Source organism: Pseudomonas sp. ANT_J28 (assembly GCF_008370005.1).
Taxonomy (GTDB): domain Bacteria; phylum Pseudomonadota; class Gammaproteobacteria; order Pseudomonadales; family Pseudomonadaceae; genus Aquipseudomonas; species Aquipseudomonas frigoris.
The window spans coordinates 42,273-59,718 of the sequence record NZ_VOBM01000008.1 but is presented as its reverse complement, the minus strand read 5'-3'; the positions used below and the strand labels follow the sequence as shown (position 1 = coordinate 59,718).

General features: G+C 54.0%; 16 protein-coding genes and 1 tRNA gene. 14 read left to right on the top strand and 3 right to left on the bottom strand.

Going from position 1 to position 17,446, the window contains the following annotated elements:
* Positions 1-430 precede the first annotated feature (430 nt).
* The 4 genes from rpoE to FQ187_RS07435 all read left to right on the top strand — a co-directional run bounded on the left by rpoE (position 431) and on the right by FQ187_RS07435 (position 4,204).
* Positions 431-1,012: an RNA polymerase sigma factor RpoE gene (gene rpoE, locus FQ187_RS07455; RefSeq protein ID WP_007944079.1), complete on the top strand. Its 582-nt coding sequence runs from the start codon at positions 431-433 to the stop codon at positions 1,010-1,012.
* Between the two features lie 30 nt (positions 1,013-1,042).
* A complete protein-coding gene (locus tag FQ187_RS07450; protein ID WP_033054066.1) occupies positions 1,043-1,630 on the top strand; it encodes a sigma-E factor negative regulatory protein in 588 nt (195 codons plus the stop codon).
* A gap of 8 nt (positions 1,631-1,638) precedes the next feature.
* Entirely contained in the window at positions 1,639-2,595 is a 957-nt protein-coding gene (locus FQ187_RS07445; RefSeq protein WP_149628967.1) for a MucB/RseB C-terminal domain-containing protein, read from the top strand.
* A gap of 181 nt (positions 2,596-2,776) precedes the next feature.
* Entirely contained in the window at positions 2,777-4,204 is a 1,428-nt protein-coding gene (locus FQ187_RS07435; protein ID WP_149628965.1) for a DegQ family serine endoprotease, read from the top strand.
* 74 nt (positions 4,205-4,278) lie between these two features.
* On the opposite strand, the gene FQ187_RS07430 is transcribed toward FQ187_RS07435, so the two are convergent.
* A complete protein-coding gene (locus FQ187_RS07430; protein WP_046055716.1) occupies positions 4,279-5,712 on the bottom strand; it encodes a M48 family metalloprotease in 1,434 nt (477 codons plus the stop codon).
* A 97-nt stretch (positions 5,713-5,809) separates the two neighbouring features.
* Between FQ187_RS07430 and FQ187_RS07425 the strand changes: the two genes are divergently transcribed.
* Complete coding sequence (locus FQ187_RS07425; RefSeq protein WP_020300476.1) at positions 5,810-6,049, top strand: sulfurtransferase TusA family protein; 240 nt, start codon at positions 5,810-5,812, stop codon at positions 6,047-6,049.
* A 31-nt stretch (positions 6,050-6,080) separates the two neighbouring features.
* Entirely contained in the window at positions 6,081-7,151 is a 1,071-nt protein-coding gene (locus tag FQ187_RS07420) for an AI-2E family transporter (protein WP_149628964.1), read from the top strand.
* Between the two features lie 41 nt (positions 7,152-7,192).
* Here FQ187_RS07420 and FQ187_RS07415 read toward each other — a convergent pair whose 3' ends face one another.
* Positions 7,193-7,666 (bottom strand): peroxiredoxin, encoded by a 474-nt coding sequence (locus tag FQ187_RS07415; protein WP_149628963.1) that lies wholly within the window; start codon positions 7,664-7,666, stop codon positions 7,193-7,195.
* Positions 7,667-7,676: 10 nt separating this feature from the next.
* Positions 7,677-8,237 carry a glycine cleavage system protein R gene (locus tag FQ187_RS07410; protein ID WP_149628962.1) on the bottom strand — a complete coding sequence of 187 codons (561 nt, stop codon included), beginning with the start codon at positions 8,235-8,237 and terminating at the stop codon, positions 7,677-7,679.
* Between the two features lie 329 nt (positions 8,238-8,566).
* Here FQ187_RS07410 and dapA point away from each other — a divergent pair, with 329 nt between their 5' ends.
* From dapA to FQ187_RS07365, 8 genes are all read left to right on the top strand, one after another.
* Complete coding sequence (gene dapA / locus FQ187_RS07400) at positions 8,567-9,445, top strand: 4-hydroxy-tetrahydrodipicolinate synthase (RefSeq protein ID WP_149628961.1); 879 nt, start codon at positions 8,567-8,569, stop codon at positions 9,443-9,445.
* Positions 9,446-9,462: 17 nt separating this feature from the next.
* Entirely contained in the window at positions 9,463-10,578 is a 1,116-nt protein-coding gene (gene bamC, locus FQ187_RS07395; protein WP_149628960.1) for an outer membrane protein assembly factor BamC, read from the top strand.
* Between the two features lie 4 nt (positions 10,579-10,582).
* A complete protein-coding gene (locus tag FQ187_RS07390) occupies positions 10,583-11,341 on the top strand; it encodes an MBL fold metallo-hydrolase (protein ID WP_008153089.1) in 759 nt (252 codons plus the stop codon).
* 28 nt (positions 11,342-11,369) lie between these two features.
* Positions 11,370-12,083: a phosphoribosylaminoimidazolesuccinocarboxamide synthase gene (purC, locus tag FQ187_RS07385; RefSeq protein ID WP_008034929.1), complete on the top strand. Its 714-nt coding sequence runs from the start codon at positions 11,370-11,372 to the stop codon at positions 12,081-12,083.
* An 83-nt stretch (positions 12,084-12,166) separates the two neighbouring features.
* Positions 12,167-12,256, top strand: a tRNA-Ser gene (locus tag FQ187_RS07380).
* A 402-nt stretch (positions 12,257-12,658) separates the two neighbouring features.
* Positions 12,659-13,783: a nucleoid-associated protein gene (locus FQ187_RS07375; RefSeq protein WP_149628959.1), complete on the top strand. Its 1,125-nt coding sequence runs from the start codon at positions 12,659-12,661 to the stop codon at positions 13,781-13,783.
* Positions 13,758-15,230 carry a hypothetical protein gene (locus FQ187_RS07370; protein WP_149628958.1) on the top strand — a complete coding sequence of 491 codons (1,473 nt, stop codon included), beginning with the start codon at positions 13,758-13,760 and terminating at the stop codon, positions 15,228-15,230. Before FQ187_RS07375 ends, FQ187_RS07370 begins: the two co-directional genes overlap by 26 nt.
* A gap of 572 nt (positions 15,231-15,802) precedes the next feature.
* Positions 15,803-16,525, top strand: coding sequence for a hypothetical protein (locus tag FQ187_RS07365; RefSeq protein ID WP_149628957.1), 723 nt, complete (start codon positions 15,803-15,805; stop codon positions 16,523-16,525).
* Positions 16,526-17,446 lie beyond the last annotated feature (921 nt).

Genomic DNA, 17,446 nt, shown 5'->3' with positions numbered 1-17,446 from the left:
CATTGTGAAACTACTGTGACGGAAAATACCTGACGCTTCGTCGGATGGTTTTTCGGCCGGTTCGGCGACAAGACGACTGTATCAACGATTTAACAGTCTTTTTCTATTCGCGGTTGCACAATGTCGGTCTTGCGCAGCTATAAATATTTGGAACTTTTGCCAGAGGCCCAACATCAATAGACCGTTGCCTGATTCAAGGGACAGTGTCGGCTTCAGCGCGGGATCTGTGATTTGATCCTTGCCAGCGAATCCGATGACAAGATTATTCGCGCAGCCGGGTTGACCCGCGCTGCGCTTTTCGTGCGTGCCAAATCAGAGCCCGCAGGAAACTTGCTTGAGGGGGAGAACTTTTGCGAAAAGCCCGAGTCTATGTTTGCAAGTCTGGTCGTTTAGTTATGCAAGCCTCCTCCGAGCTTATCGAGGAGTGTTCATGCTAACCCAGGAAGAGGATCAGCAGCTGGTCGAGCGCGTTCAGCGCGGCGACAAGCGAGCTTTCGATCTGCTAGTGCTGAAATACCAGCACAAAATTCTCGGGTTGATCGTGCGTTTCGTGCACGACACCCATGAAGCCCAGGATGTGGCGCAGGAAGCCTTTATCAAGGCGTACCGTGCACTTGGAAATTTTCGCGGGGACAGCGCGTTTTATACGTGGCTTTACCGCATCGCCATCAACACGGCGAAAAACTATCTGGTTTCACGCGGCCGTCGGCCGCCGGATAGCGATGTCAGTTCCGAGGATGCAGAGTTCTACGATGGCGATCATGGCCTCAAGGATCTCGAGTCGCCAGAGCGTGCATTGCTGCGGGATGAGATCGAAGGCACCGTCCATCGAACCATTCAGCAACTGCCAGAAGATTTGCGTACGGCTTTAACTTTACGTGAATTCGATGGTCTGAGTTACGAGGACATTGCGGCCGTCATGCAGTGTCCGGTGGGTACCGTGCGCTCCCGGATTTTCCGCGCTCGGGAAGCCATCGATAAAGCCCTGCAGCCGTTGTTGCAGGAAAACTGAGACAGCGGCGACAGCCAAGAGAGGAACGCCATGAGTCGTGAAGCCCTGCAGGAATCGCTGTCCGCAGTGATGGATAACGAAGCGGACGAATTGGAATTGCGTCGGGTATTGAATGCCTTTGACGATGTTGAAACCCGTGATACCTGGGCTCGTTATCAAATCGCTCGGGCAGTTATGCACAAGGATTTGCTGCTTCCTCGTCTGGATATCGCTGCGGCAGTCTCTGCTGCGCTGGCTGACGAAGCTGTACCTGCAAAAGCCTCCCGTGGTCCATGGCGCAGCCTGGGTCGTCTGGCGGTCGCTGCTTCGGTAACCCTCGCCGTACTGGCAGGTGTTCGTCTGTATAACCAGGACGAGATCGCCGGGGTCGAACTGGCTCAACAATCCAGTCAACCAGGTCTGGCCGTTCCTCAGGTCAAGGGTCCAGCTGTATTAGCAGGCTACAATGAGAGTTCGGAAGCCACTGGCCCTATGGCCAACGGCGTATTGCAAGGTCAGCCAGGCTGGCACGATCAGCGTCTGCCAGGCTACTTGCGCCAACATGCTCAACAGGCTGCACTGAAAGGTACTGAGAGCGCTCTGCCTTACGCTCGTGCAGCAAGTCTGGAAAACCGTTAAGGAGGATCATGCGCGCCATCCCTCTACTTACGCTTCTGCTCGGTGGCTGGTTTGTTGTTCCAGCCCATGCTGATGAAGCCCAGGACTGGTTGACCCGTCTGGGCCAAGCCGAGCAACAGCAAAGCTTTCACGGTACATTCGTCTACGAGCGTAACGGTAGTTTTTCTACCCATAACATCTGGCACCGCGTCCAGGATGGCAAGGTCCGCGAGCGGTTACTCCAGCTCGACGGCTCGGCACAGGAAGTCGTGCGCATTGATGGGCGTACTCAATGCGTCAGCGGCATTCTGATAGCAGGGCTTGGAGATTCCCCCAGCTCCTCTGTTCGTGCACTCGATCCACAAAAGCTAAAGAATTGGTATGACCTTGCCGTCATTGGCAAGTCGCGTGTGGCCGGGCGTGCGGCGGTGATCGTTTCACTGACGCCTCGCGATCAACACCGCTACGGTTTTGAATTGCATCTGGATAAAGAAACCGGCCTGCCTCTCAAATCATTGCTTCTGAATGAGCGAGGGCAGTTGTTGGAGCGATTCCAGTTCACGCAACTGGATACCGCCGACATTCCGTCCGACAGCGACTTGCAGCCTGGCGCCGATTGCAAAACTGTTGCCCTGGGCAGTGACAAGGCGTCTGCAATCAAGGCAGCGCAAGTATGGCGTTCGGACTGGTTACCACCTGGTTTCGAGCTGACCAGCAGTACCTCCCGCAAGGATCCAGAGACCAAAACCCAAGTCAACAGTCTGATGTATGACGATGGTCTGGCCCGTTTCTCGGTTTTCCTTGAGCCGTTGAATGGCGCAACAATTACTGACACTCGTACCCAGTTGGGGCCGACCGTTGCAGTTTCCCGACGCTTGACTACCCCGCAAGGCGAGATGATGGTGACCGTGGTCGGTGAGATTCCGATTGGCACCGCCGAACGGATTGCGCTATCCATGCGCAGCGATGCCACTGCAACCAAGTAGTGAGCTGAAATCGAAATGTTTGGTGAGCATTTCAACTTGCAAATATTCCCGATTTTTTCTATAGGTCAGAGCCTCTCGGCTCTGGCCTTGTTTTTTGTTCCCGGAACAAAAATACCGGCGTATCGTTCCCGGTGTTCCTTGCTCCATATCGCTTAACCATGCTCGTCGTAACGGGAGCCGTATGTCGATACCACGCTTGAAATCTTATCTCTCTATTTTTGCCACCGTGCTGGTGCTTGGTCAGGCGGTCGCAGTTCAGGCGGCCGAGTTGCCTGACTTTACTCAGTTGGTCGAGCAGGCCTCGCCCGCGGTGGTAAACATCAGTACCACGCAGAAACTGCCGGACCGCAAAGTGTCGAGCGAGCAGATGCCTGACCTTGAAGGCTTGCCGCCAATGCTGCGCGAGTTCTTCGAACGCGGCATGCCACAGCCGCGTACGCCTCGCGGTGATCGTCAGCGTGAAGCCCAATCCTTGGGTTCGGGCTTCATCATTTCGCCTGATGGCTACATCCTGACCAATAACCATGTGATTGCCGATGCCGACGAAATTCTCGTTCGTCTCGCCGACCGCAGCGAATTGAAGGCCAAGCTGATCGGTACCGATCCACGTTCCGACGTGGCGCTTTTGAAAATCGAAGGCAAGGATCTGCCGGTCCTGAAACTGGGCAAATCCCAGGATCTGAAAGCCGGCCAGTGGGTCGTGGCGATTGGCTCGCCATTCGGCTTCGACCATACCGTGACCCAAGGTATCGTCAGCGCCATTGGTCGCAGCCTGCCGAACGAAAACTATGTGCCGTTCATCCAGACCGACGTGCCGATCAACCCGGGTAACTCGGGTGGTCCGCTGTTCAACCTGGCCGGTGAAGTGGTCGGCATCAACTCGCAGATCTACACCCGTTCCGGCGGCTTCATGGGCGTGTCGTTCGCGATCCCTATCGATGTCGCGATGGACGTTTCCAATCAGCTCAAAAGCGGCGGCAAAGTCAGCCGTGGCTGGTTGGGTGTGGTGATTCAGGAAGTGAACAAGGACCTGGCCGAGTCGTTCGGTCTGGATAAGCCAGCCGGTGCGCTGGTGGCTCAGATCCAGGATGACGGCCCGGCTGCCAAGGGTGGCCTGCAAGTAGGTGACGTGATCCTGAGCATGAACGGCCAACCGATCGTCATGTCCGCCGATCTGCCACACCTGGTGGGCGCGCTGAAGGCCGGCTCGAAAGCTGATCTGGAAGTGATTCGTGAAGGTAAGCGCAAGAATGTCGAGTTGACAGTCGGCGCTATCCCGGAAGAAGGCAAAGAGCTGGATGCGTTGCCGAAATCTACCACTGAGCGCAGCAGCAACCGGCTGGGTGTTTCCGTAGTCGAGTTGACTGATGAACAGAAGAAAACCTACGACCTCAAAGGCGGCGTCGTGATCAAGGAAGTCCAGGACGGTCCTGCTTCTCTGATTGGTCTGCAGCCAGGCGATGTGATCACTCACCTGAATAATCAGGCAATCGGTTCCACCAAGGAGTTCACGGACATCGCCAAGGCGCTGCCGAAAAACCGCTCGGTGTCGATGCGGGTTCTGCGTCAAGGACGCGCCAGCTTCATCACCTTCAAACTGGCCGAATAATCCGGTAGTTGGCTGAATAAAAAACCGCCTCGAAAGAGGCGGTTTTTTTATGCCTGAAATTTTTCTGACGAGCGTCAGCCCATCATGTCCTTGATCATGCGCTCTTCCTCCATCAGCTCACGTTGCCGTGCGTCGATCCGCGACGACAGCGGGAAATTGGTACCTGCCTTGCGCTTGGCGAAATCCAATTGCTGAATAGCCTGACGGTAATCCCCGACCAGGGCGAAATACTCGGCGCGGGCCTGATGCAGGCCAATAATGTTGCCTGACAGACCGCGAGTCTCGGCCACCATGTACCAGACGTCCGGATCGTCCGGACGGCTCTTGAGCAGATTCTCCAGTGCTTTTTCCGCGTCGGGCGCACGGTTCTGCTTGAGCAGCAGATCAACACGCACCGAATTCAGCGGATAGTTGCCAGGATATTGCGTCAACATTCGGTCAACTCGGGACTGGGCGTCCGGCAGACGATTGTTGGTGATGTCCAGATCGACCTGTGCCAGGTTGTAGATGATCTCGTTCGGCGACTTGGCCAGCAGCAACTTGAGGTTTTCCCGTGCTTCATTCAGCTGGCCGCCCTTGATCTGGGCGATGGCCAGGCCATAGCGAGCGACATCATTTTTCGGGTTTTCATCAAGCTGGGCGCGAAAGCGTTTGGCGCCCAGGCCAGGGGTTTCTTCATAGATCAACTGGACCCGTGCACGAATCAGCTGATAACGCATAGTGTCTTCGATGCCGCCGGGTTTTGCCTGTTCGGCGCGGTTGCGCGTGTCAGCGATCCGCGACTCGGTCACCGGGTGAGTCAGCAGAAATTCCGGTGGCTTGGCGTCGAAGCGGTACTGGCGCGCCAATCGCTCGAACATGGTCGGCATCGAGCGCGGGTCGTAACCGGCCTTTTCCAGATTGAGGATGCCGATGCGGTCTGCTTCCTGTTCGTTCTGGCGAGAGAAGCGCCGTTGTTCCTGAACGGCTGCCGCCTGCGTGCCCGCAATGGCCGCGATCCCGGCATCGCCGGCGCCGGCTGCGGCAATCACGATCCCGGCCAGCAGCGCGGCCATCATCGGCACCTGCATGCGCTGTTGGGCTTCGACGCCACGGGCGAAGTGGCGCTGCGACAAGTGAGCCAATTCGTGAGCGAGTACGGAGGCGTATTCGCCTTCGGTCTGGGCATTGAGGAACAAGCCGCCGTTGACCCCGACAATACCGCCCGGTGCGGCGAAGGCGTTGAGTTGCGGGCTGTTGATCAGGATGAACTCCAGGCGCCGGTCATTGACCTGGCTGGTCTCTACCAGCCTGTAGACGCTGGATTCGACGTAGTCCTTGAGCTGTGGATCGTTGAGCTGCGAAACCTGGCTGCGCAACAGCGCCAGCCAGGCACGGCCCAACTGATGTTCCTGTTGCGGCGAGACGATGGCAGAACTGGCGTCGCCGAGTGACGGCAGGTCGTCGGCGAAGCCCGGTGAGGCGAGCAAGCAAGCGAGCGTCAGCAGGGTAGGGCGCAAAAAAGTCATGCACAAAGCCTTAGTCGACAAAGACCTTACTGTAGCCGGACACTACGCTTGGGACCAGATATTCTAGCCGCTCAACCACCTGAACCGGAGTGATGCAATGACCGACGCTGTAGCCCATGACGCCGAGCTCGACGCCAGCGGCCTGAATTGCCCCTTGCCGTTGCTCAAGGCCAAGCTGGAACTCAATCGACTGGCCAGCGGCGCAGTGCTGAAGGTAATTGCCACCGATGCGGGCTCGCAGCGCGATTTTCGCACCTTTGCCCGATTGGCCGGTCATACGCTGCTTCGTGAAGAAGATGAAGCGGGTGTTTACCGCTACTGGTTGAAAAAAGCCTGAATTCTGCTGCGTTCGTTTCTAAGGATTATTGATGTTCAAAGTGTTACGCGACTGGATTCAGCGCTACTTCTCCGATGAAGAGGCCGTTGTGTTGGCGGTCCTGCTGTTTCTGGCGTTTACCGCCGTGCTAACGCTGGGCGGCATGCTTGCGCCAGTGCTGGCCGGGATGGTGCTGGCGTATCTGATGCAAGGGTTGGTCGTCACGCTCGAACGCCTGCGCATGCCGGGCGGGGTGGCGGTGGGGTTGGTCTTTGCGTTGTTCATGGGGCTATTGCTGGTGTTCATCGTGGTTGTGGTGCCGTTGCTTTGGCATCAGTTAATTACGTTGTTCAACGAGTTACCCGGCATGCTCGCCAAATGGCAGTCGCTGTTATTGCTGCTGCCCGAACGCTACCCGCATCTGGTATCCGACGAGCAGGTGCTGCAGGCCATCGATGTGGCGCGGGGCGAGATTGGCAAGTTCGGTCAGTGGGCGCTGACGTTCTCGCTGTCGAGTCTGCCGCTGCTGGTGAACATCATGATCTACCTGGTGCTGGTGCCGATCCTGGTGTTTTTCTTTCTCAAGGACCGGGAGATGATCGGTCGGTGGGTGCGTGGTTACCTGCCCCGTGAGCGGGCGCTGATCACCCGAGTCGCCCATGAGATGAACCGGCAGATCGCCAATTACATTCGCGGCAAGGTCATCGAGATTTTCATTTGCGGTGGTGTGACCTACATCGGTTTCGTTGTTCTGGGCCTCAACTACGCGGCGCTGCTGGCATTACTGGTGGGCGTGTCGGTGGTAGTGCCTTACGTCGGCGCTGTGGTGGTGACCGTGCCGGTCATGCTGATTGCGCTGTTCCAGTGGGGCTGGAGCGATCAGTTCATCTATTTGATGGCGGTCTACGGGATCATCCAGACGCTGGACGGCAACGTGTTGGTGCCGCTGCTGTTCTCGGAAGCGGTCAATCTGCATCCGGTGGCGATCATCTGCGCGGTGTTGTTGTTTGGAGGGCTGTGGGGTTTTTGGGGCGTGTTCTTTGCGATTCCGCTGGCAACCCTGTTCAAGGCCGTACTGGACGCGTGGCCGCGCAAAGAGCCGGTGGTGGCACCGCTGTTGTAAGCGGTCTGCGGGAGCGAGCGGGCTCCCACAGCATTCAACGATCAGGCCTTGTTCAGCGCTTGAGCTGCAGCCAACACCGCATCCACATGCCCCGGCACCTTCACACCACGCCATTCCTGACGCAGCACACCTTCCTTGTCGATCAGGAACGTGCTGCGATCAACGCCCATATATTCTTTGCCATAGTGCTTTTTCAGCTTGATCACGTCGAACTGCTGGCAGAGCGCTTCTTCCTTGTCGCTGATCAGCTCGAAGGTGAACGCCTGCTTGGCCTTGAAGTTTTCGTGTGATTTAAGGCTGTCGCGGGACACACCAAAGACTTCGGTATTGGCGGCTTTAAAGGCGTCGAGCTGGTCACGAAAGCCCTGACCCTGAGTGGTGCAGCCTGGCGTGCTGTCCTTCGGATAGAAGTAAATCACCACCTGCTTGCCTTTGAGGCTCGCGAGGCTGACGGTCTGCCCGCTGGTGGCGGGTGCTTCGAAGTCGGCAACCGGTTGGTCGATGGCAACGGCCATGAAAGCTTCCTTACATTGGGTTTTGTGGGCGCCACGGTTCGATCAGGGCATCCAGGTTCAGCGCGTCGGCGAAATCCAGGAACTGATCGCGCAGCCAGCTGATTTGCACACCGGCCGGCAAGGTCACGGTAAACGTGGCATTGAGCATGGTGCCGCCGGTTTGCGGAGCCTGATAGGTGTCGCAGGTCAGGCTTTCGAGCTCGACGTTGTGGTCCATGAAGAACTGGCACAGCTCGTTGATGATGTCCGAGCGGTAAGCCGAGCTGACATAGGCGACGTATGGCAGGGCCTGAGGACGATTCTCCAGCGCCGCGCTGCGCACCACGTTGACCGTAAAGGCGTGCTTCTTGGCGAGGCTCGGCAGGCTGCCTTCAAGGCGCGCCAAGGCGTCCCAGCTGCCGGAGATCTCGAGGATCAACGCACTGCACTCGCCATGACGCGTCAGGCGAGAGGTGACCACGGCGCAGCGGTTTTCATGGCTGGCGCGGCACAGGACGTTAGTCAGCTCCATGGGGTTGGCGCCGAGGGCACTGATGACAAGGAATTGTTCGCGAACTGTGGGGGTGGACATGCAGCATTCCTAAAGCGATGAGCGGTCGATACTTCTACGGGCTTTTTTTACCGGGAGCGAGCCTGCGGATGCGAATTCAAAAAACCCGAGCCGCAAGGTTGCAACGTGCTCCAGAGTGGCAAGAGCGAGGGGTGGCAACGCTGGATCGGGGCTTGTGATGCCGAAAATGGAGGCTGGAACCCGGCGTACGAGCTTATCAGTACCGATCAAAGTCTGAAGGGTAGCGAAAAGCAGCGCCAAGGGGAATGGCAGCAGCGCAGTACTTCGCTTGTACAAGCATCTTGGCGCCAGTACCATTACCGCTCTCTTTTTCCGGCAGGAGCGGTTGCATGATTGCGGGCAGTATGGTGGCACTGGTCACACCCATGGATGCACAAGGTCGTCTCGACTGGGACAGCCTGAGCAAACTGGTGGACTTTCACCTGCAAAACGGCACCCACGCCATCGTGGCGGTCGGCACCACAGGTGAATCGGCCACCCTTGACGTGAACGAGCACATCGAAGTGATTCGTTACGTGGTGAAGCAGGTTGCAGGGCGCATTCCGGTGATCGCCGGTACCGGCGCCAACTCGACGCGCGAAGCCATCGAGCTGACCACCAATGCGAAGACCGCTGGTGCCGATGCTTGCCTGCTGGTGACGCCGTATTACAACAAGCCGACCCAGGAAGGCTTGTACCAGCACTTCAAGGCCATCGCCGAAGCCGTCGACATCCCGCAGATCCTTTATAACGTGCCCGGCCGTACGGCGTGCGACATGCTGGCCGAAACCGTGATCCGCCTATCGACCGTGAAAAACATCATTGGCATCAAGGAAGCCACCGGCGACCTGGCCCGTGCCAAGGCCATCATCGACGGCGTGAGCAAAGACTTCCTGGTGATCTCCGGTGACGATGCCACCGCAGTCGAACTGATCCTGCTTGGCGGCAAGGGCAACATCTCGGTCACCGCCAACGTCGCCCCGCGCGACATGGCCGACCTGTGCAACGCTGCACTGAAAGGCGACGCCGTGACGGCCCGCGCGATTCACGAAAAGCTGATGCCGCTCAATAAAACCCTGTTTATCGAATCCAACCCTATCCCCGTGAAATGGGCACTGCATGAAATGGGCTTGATGCCGGACGGTATCCGTCTGCCGCTCACCTGGCTCAGTGCTGCCTGTCACGAACCGCTGCGGCAGGCCATGCGCCAGTCCGGCGTCCTGGTTTAATTGAGGAAGTACTACGCATGAAGCGATTGGCCGGACTTTCCGCACTTGCCTTGATCATCTCCAGCACCAGTGGCTGCGGATGGGTCTGGGGCCCGGAAGGTTATTTCCGTGACCGCGGTAGCGATTACCTGGAAGCGCAACAGACTGCACCCATGCAATTGCCGTCGGATGTCAGCACCGCCAAACGTCTGGATCCGCTGTTGCCGATCCCGCGCAACGTGGCCGATGACACCGTCAAGGGCGAGTACATCGTTCCTCGCCCGCAGCCGTTGTCGGCAGCGGCAGACGCCAGCGCCTACTCCCTGCAAAAGACCGGTGATTCGCGTTGGATCGTCGCCCAGAACCCGCCGGCCGAAGTCTGGCCAGTGGCCGTGCAGTTCTTCCAGGACAACGGTTTCCGTCTGGACGAACAGCGTCCGCAAACCGGCGAATTCACCACCACCTGGCAGCATTCCGACGAACTGTCCGCCGCGATGGCCAAGCGCCTGAGCGCAGCCGGTGTCGGCGCCGACAGCGAAACCCGCGTGCGGGTCCGCATCGAGCCAGGCGTGCAGCGCAACACCAGTGAAGTCTACGTGGTCAGCGCCGAGCGTCCTGCCGGTAGCACCTCCGACGTGGCCTTCACCAACCGTTCGGTCAACACCGGTCTGGACGCGGCACTGGTCGACGACATGCTCGCGAGCATGAGCCGCACCTCGGAGAAGGGCGGTTCAGTCTCCATGCTGGCTTCGCGTGACTCCGATACGCCAGGTCGTGTCAGTCTGAGCGAAGACGGCAGCGGTAACCCTGTCCTGAACGTCGGCACCGACCTGGATCGTGCCTGGTCGAGCGTCGGTCGTGCGTTGGAACAGGGCGAATGGCGCGTTGAAGACATCAACCGCAGCCTGGGTCTGTACTACATCAACCTGGCCGAAAAAGCCGAGAAGAAGGACGAGAAGCCAGGTTTCTTCAGTGGTCTGTTCGGCAGCAAGCCGGACAAGGAAGCAGTTGAAGCCCGTGCCGAGCGTTATCAGGTTCGCCTGAGCAAGGTTGGCGACAACGTCCAGGTCACCGTCGAGAAAAACATCAACACCGTGGCGCCGGCAGATGTGGCGCGCAAGGTATTGAGCGTGATTCAGGACAACCTGGGCTGATCACATGCGTTTTGCCGTTCTCGGCAGCGGTAGCCAAGGGAACGGCACGCTGATAGCCAGCGCTGACACGTATGTGCTGGTGGATTGTGGTTTCTCCCTGCGGGAAACCGAAAAACGCCTGCTGCGCCTGGGTGTGAACCCTGCGCAGCTGAGCGCGATACTCGTGACCCACGAACATGCCGACCACGTGCATGGCGTGGGTTTACTGTCTCGGCGCTACAATCTGCCTGTCTACCTCAGTCGCGGCACCCTGCGCGGGATGCGCAAACCAATTGAACCGGCTGGCCTTCTGGCCGGCGGCGAGCAACTGCAGATCGGCGCACTGAGCATCGGCGTCATTGCCGTGGCCCATGATGCACAGGAGCCGACGCAATACGTCTTCAGTGACGGTGAGCGGCGTTTCGGCCTGTTGACCGACCTGGGCTCGTATTGCAACAAGGTGCTGGACGGCTATCGGGATCTCGATGCGTTGATGATCGAGTCCAACCATTGCCGTGACATGCTGGCTCGCGGTCACTACCCGTACTTTCTCAAGCAACGGGTAGGCGGTGAACTGGGGCATTTGAACAACCATCAGGCGGCATTCCTGGTGTCCGAGTTGGGCTGGCAAGGCCTGCAACACCTGGTCCTGGCCCATCTGAGCAGCAAGAACAACCTGCCGCAGCTGGCCCGGCAATGTTTTGTCGACACCCTCGGGTGCGACCCGGACTGGCTGCAACTGGCCGATCAAGATTCAGGGCTCGACTGGCGACACATCGCCTAGCCCACCTACTTAGCAAGCGGAGCCCATCATGGAAAAACGTGAAGAACTCTACCGCGGCAAAGCCAAATCGGTTTTCAAGACCGACGACGCTGACCGCTTGATCCTGCTGTTTCGCAACGACACTTCGGCGTTCGACGGCAAGCGCATCGAGCAGCTCGACCGCAAAGGCATGGTGAACAACAAGTTCAACGCCTTCATCATGCAGAAACTCGAAGCAGCCGGCGTGCCGACCCAATTCGACAAACTGCTGGGTGACAATGAATGTCTGGTGAAGAAGCTCGACATGATCCCGGTCGAGTGCGTCGTGCGTAACTACGCCGCCGGCAGCCTGGTCAAGCGTCTGGGCGTCGAAGAAGGCATGAAGCTCAACCCTTACACCTTCGAACTGTTTCTGAAGGACGACGCCAAGGGCGACCCGTTCATCAACGAATCCCACGTCGTGGCATTCGGTTGGGGCACCGCCGAGCAACTGGTTCGCATGAAAGAACTGTCGCTCAAGGTCAACGAAGTCCTGAGCAAACTGTTCGACGACGCCGGCCTGCTGCTGGTCGACTTCAAACTGGAATTCGGCGTGTTCTCCGACGGCTCCATCGTCCTGGGCGACGAATTCAGCCCGGACGGCTGCCGTCTGTGGGACAAGGCCACCGGCAAAAAAATGGACAAGGACCGCTTCCGTCAGGGCCTCGGTGACGTCATCGAAGCCTACGAAGAAGTCGCCAATCGTCTGGGCGTACCGCTTTAATCGACGCAAGCATCTGATAGCACGGAAAAATTTCGCTTAGGGGGTTCGCTTCCGGCAAAAGTGTTGTTATGATGCGCGCCGTTGGAGAGATGCCAGAGTGGCCGAATGGGACGGATTCGAAATCCGTTGTACCTTCACCGGTACCTAGGGTTCGAATCCCTATCTCTCCGCCATACAAATAAAAACCCCGTAAATCAATGATTTACGGGGTTTTTTGTTTTCGGGTTGTACTACTCATTTGTACTACTATTTAAGTCCTTCTCAGCCCTTCTAGTCCCCCCTCTGAGCCGTGTATACCGGCTCGCCCAGCCCATCCATGTCATCGCGGAATCTCATCTCTGGCGACTTTCCAAGGCCTTCTGTGATGAGTCTTGTGATTATTCATCGTGTGGGATCCACCTTGTGGCGACCTTAAGCATCATGGTGAGCTTTTGGAGAATTGCAGGGGTAAAATTCAGACATCCATATTTAAAAAAATACTGTATGTATTCACAGTGTCGCGAAAGCTCAGTACACTGATGCAAATCGTTCAAGGCAAGATAAACTAGCGGTTTGCCAGTATCGAGTGCAATAGAATGAATGACATCAGTGCAACGCAGGAAGCCGCAGAGCTGGTTGATGGAATTGAAGGGGTGGGGACTGTGGGCGATACGTCAGAACCCTTAACGATCTTCAATGCCGTGGTTCAGAAAGTTGACTGTAAAGGCCAAGTCCTTGGCTCTCCGTTCTATCGTACGAATGAAAAGGACATCAAAACTTATCTGACAGGTGTCATCAGAAGCGTGGTGAACATTCCACGCAGCCAAAGATTTCAGTTCTGTGCTACTGGTTTTGATTCGAAATCTACAATAGAGGTGTTGGCTAGTACGACATTCAAAGTAGAAGCACTCGCGCTGACAGAACGACTACTTCAATGTGAGATCGTGGCCCAAAAGAAAATTGCAGGTTTGAACGAGTTGAGGGAAGGTAGCCTTCTTTGCGCACATTTCCAGCTAGGTGAAGAGGAATGCGTGATCTTGGTCAAGATTGACCACGCAGGATACCTTGATGAGCTGACACTTCAACGTACGTCCGGCTTGCCGGAAAAACAAAGAGCTCAGAAATGTGCGACGTTTTCAATCGTTGCAGGCAAGGTCGACCCAACTGTCGTAATCAGCGACAGTAACAGTTCGCTTACTGAGTACTGGTGGGGCGGATTCCTAAATCTCGAATCGCTTTCCAACCCACAGCAGAACACCCTCAGGGCGTTCAAAGCTATTGAAGGTTTGCTCAAAACAAAGGTTGAGAAAAAGTCGCCAAGCGATTATTGGACGTTACGTAATGCGTTTGTAAGCTATTTCACCACACGGCCAGACTGCATCTTTGATCAAATGATTGACGACATCATGAGCGGTTACCCCGCCCATGATCCAGATTTAGACATGGCCGGGCTTGTGGTCGAAGCAAAAGAACTACCAAAAAAGAAAAATTTCGACTCGCACTTTTCAATCGCACCGGATGTAATAAGCAACAAAATCAAACGGCAGATTCGTCTTGGTCAGAATCTAGATCTAAGAATTACAGGGGAGATTTCTGATTTTGATAAGACCTTTGATACCGGCGATGACGACGGCCGAAAGTATCTAAAAATCTACTCCGACGAAGGTTACGCCGCATTCAATAAAGGTGACGGCCATGATGATATTCAAAAGCATAATTGAATCACTGGCTAGGTCAATAGTTCATCTTCACACGGAAGAAACTAATACCACAGTTATAGAGAAGTTTCGCGTTGGCGAACTGGGCATAAATCGGGAAGCCTTGGCGCGGTCACTCTCTTGCATATATCTACGAGACAGCTTTGTTGTTTCACTCGCTTATTCAGATAGTGATCAAGTAGACAGCTTGGTTAGACACGACAATGCTAGCATCGAGGCTTTCTGCGACCGTCTAAAACTACAGATTGACGAAGAGAGCACGATCACCGGAATATTGACCATAACGATAACAAAGGGGTTTGCAGGGCGAACATGCTCCATCTACTCATTGGATCTGATTGAACAGTACTGGCGAACCGGTGGGGTCGCTCAATCGGCCACGAAGCTGCGGGCCCTATCCGAACGGTCATACATCATAGAGTCTTCTGAAATTTCGAGCACATTCAGCTCCGGACTTTTTGTTTTTCGCCCATCCGGACAAACCCTTTTCAATATTACCAATCCAGAGACAGCGAACAAGGAAAAACTGCTAGTTGCACGTGACAAGTGCTGCCTATTCTATGAAAGCAAAAACTATCAATTCATACCACAAGATTTTAATTTAAGCCCGGCTTTCGAACATCTAGGGATTCGTGAGTTATTCAATACGCTAAAACTTATCTTTTCGATAATATTTTTGGCTGATGTCAGCTCCCTGGATAGCAAGATCCTTACAGCGACCATAAAGGGTTACAGGCATGTAACTGGAACGATTCAATTTGACAGTTTCAAAGACGGAGATGTTGCGACCGCATATTATGAAATTTATCTTTGGGCGTATACGGATGGGAGCGTCACCGACAAACTTGGAATTGCAAGAAACCTGCTTTCTATCCACATTGATGGCAATGATTTTAGGGCGTTACGCGATGGTGGCATGCCTGCAATTATATCCAATTACAGCATCTATCTTAAGGATAATGTAAAGCAATACATCGACATAAAAAATAAACTTTCAGATCAGATCCAAAAGCAATCCGAAAAAGCTTCTGAAATGGTGAAATCAATAGGTACATACCTAAGAACATCTATATTTTCTGTCTATTCCTTCGTGATTACGACGTTTATCATCCGCTCAATGTCCAAGGCGTCGACGGACGTAGTTTTTAGCGATGGTATTTATGTCATCTTTATAATGTTTATCACGCTTTCAATCGGGACATTGATTTACGCATATAAGGAAGCTGAGGCAGAACTCAATCGGTTCGAATCCATTTATGATGCATTCAAATCAAGATTTGATGATTTGCTATCTAAAAGTGATAGGGAGAGGATTTTGCAAAATGATCAGGAATATAAGCGCGACGTTGAATACGTAAAAAACTCTCGAAAAAGGGCTGTTTGCCTATGGCTGGCATGTCTCTTACTGGTTTTCTTGTTTGTTACCGTCATAAAACTTCTCAAATACTAAATGTTACTCTTGTTTGGTATCGTCATCTCGGCATCTTGGGATGCGTCGTACCAAGCGAACAACCCATAGCCGCACACGCCCTACAGGATCGCTTGGTGAGCGGCTTAAACAGGCTTGCAGTCCCCATGACGCAAGGCTCGAAGCTAATGGTACCTGTCGTACGATGTTTTGGTATGCACATCGCAATATCACTTTAAAAAATTATTTTTTCAAAGTGTTTAGAATAGGGTAGGCCAGGCTGTATAATGGATCGTATACCATCCCCAAAGTGCGTAATATCTAGCTTTCCGTTGGGGTGGTCGCGCTCCCGGCAAATAATTTTATAAAATGCAAAAGCGCTATTTTTCCGTACCCCGCTTTCGATCTAAACAAGCTTGACTTGCAAACACTTAAATATCCTCCAAGGCCGCGTACTATCGGGCATTGGCTATATTCTATGGGTGGGATCTTTACTTCTCTGTAGTAATATAGAGTGGCGAAGTTGAATGCAGGGTTGGTTAGCTTGGCGGTATACAATTTTAAGGTGCTCTTTCATCCATCCAACTAGGAAATAGGTTTAATCGAAAGTAGTCATGTCAAAAAAAGAAAATCATTACTTCCAAGATAGCTTTATGGGAGTTCCAATCAAGTGTGACCCGGCATACCCATCATTAATCAAGATTATAGAAGCGTTGTATGTGATGGTATATGGGGGTGTCAAAGTCTACCCAAGACCACGCGGTTATCATGTCAGACTTAGGTTTACAAAGAGAATGACTAGCCGCACATTCAGTGCTCGTCTTTCTACTTTTTTCCAAAGAAAGTCTGGTTACGTACCACTACGTTTAACGGTTGTGGAGTGCGATGAAGACGATGAAGGCTTGCATCATCACTTTGCTATCATACTGAATGATAGGTTAGATCGGAGATCAAGTTTACAGCATTTTATGGCACAGCTCTTGGTTGGCGGCTTTCTAGCCAACTACCAAGTCATCTGTCCTCATAATGATGCATTTGGGCATCATCTTCGGACCACTGAAGAAAAAGATAGCTATTTTGAATGGATGACCTATCTGGCGAAGGTCGCAACCAAGGCCGATACTGGCCAAGTTTGGAGTCCGTGTCGCGTTGTCAGTCGTGCGTTGAAAGAATGGAGGCTCGCTGGCAAGCCTGATTTAAGAAAACAACTATTCTACCAGCATCCGAAAGATAGCATCGCGACTATCGATGTTTTTGATCTCATGCAATTGTCTGATGTGTCACCCATAGTTATGGCATCGCCCACAGCCTCTAACATGCTTTGTGGGGTGACTTGAGCGGATGCCCTTTGGGGTTGTACTGGTATTTTGGTGCAACCTCTTAACGGAGCTTGCAGGCTCTTATAGGTGCATCCTAAACTAACACTGATTATATCTGTATTACTTCTATGTTGTCATGCTGCGATTACCACTGACTGTTGGCAAAAATCAATGAGGTGTTTTGGATTGACAAGACATCGTCAGTAACTGCGAAACTTTCTTTACGGGCATTATGACATCATCATATGCTAACCGCATCATCAACCCATCAATACTTCGGTAGCGACATGAAAGTAAAAAAAATATTTTCTGTGTGCATCATTGGAATGACCTTGGCGACAAACTCATTTGCTGACATCGCCAATACGTCTACCCAATTCGATGCATCCCCTAGCCGACTCTACCTCGCCCAAGCACAGCTAGATACATCAGAAGCTGAAGCGAGGCGACTGGCCGAACATGATGCCAAGGCTAAGGCAGCAGAAGCCGCCAAGGCTAAGGCCGAAGAATATGCCAAGGTCCTGGCAGCAGAAGATGCCAAGGCCAAGATGGCTGCTGCTATTCAGCTAAAGTCGATAGAAAATGCCAATAATTTGAAGTATTCGGGGGGGCTATCCGAAGCACTACAAAACAACAAAGATAAGGGGTTGGACTGGTTCAAAAACAAGCTCTTCAAACTAGACAAAGCCTCTGCCATCACTATGTGTGATCCAGGCATATGCTACGTTGTTGCATTTAATGGGTTATCGGGTCTTGGGATAACTTCAGAAAGTGGAGACTTCAACGGTCGCCAACTGCAAGGGCAATTTGTTCGTGTTATTGGCACAGACCGATTCGGAAATATTGTGGTCACCAGATTGACCACAAATGATAAACCCTCGCAAAAATCACGTCCAAACACGCAGGAGAAACCAGCACAACAGCCAAGTCTAGCTAGTC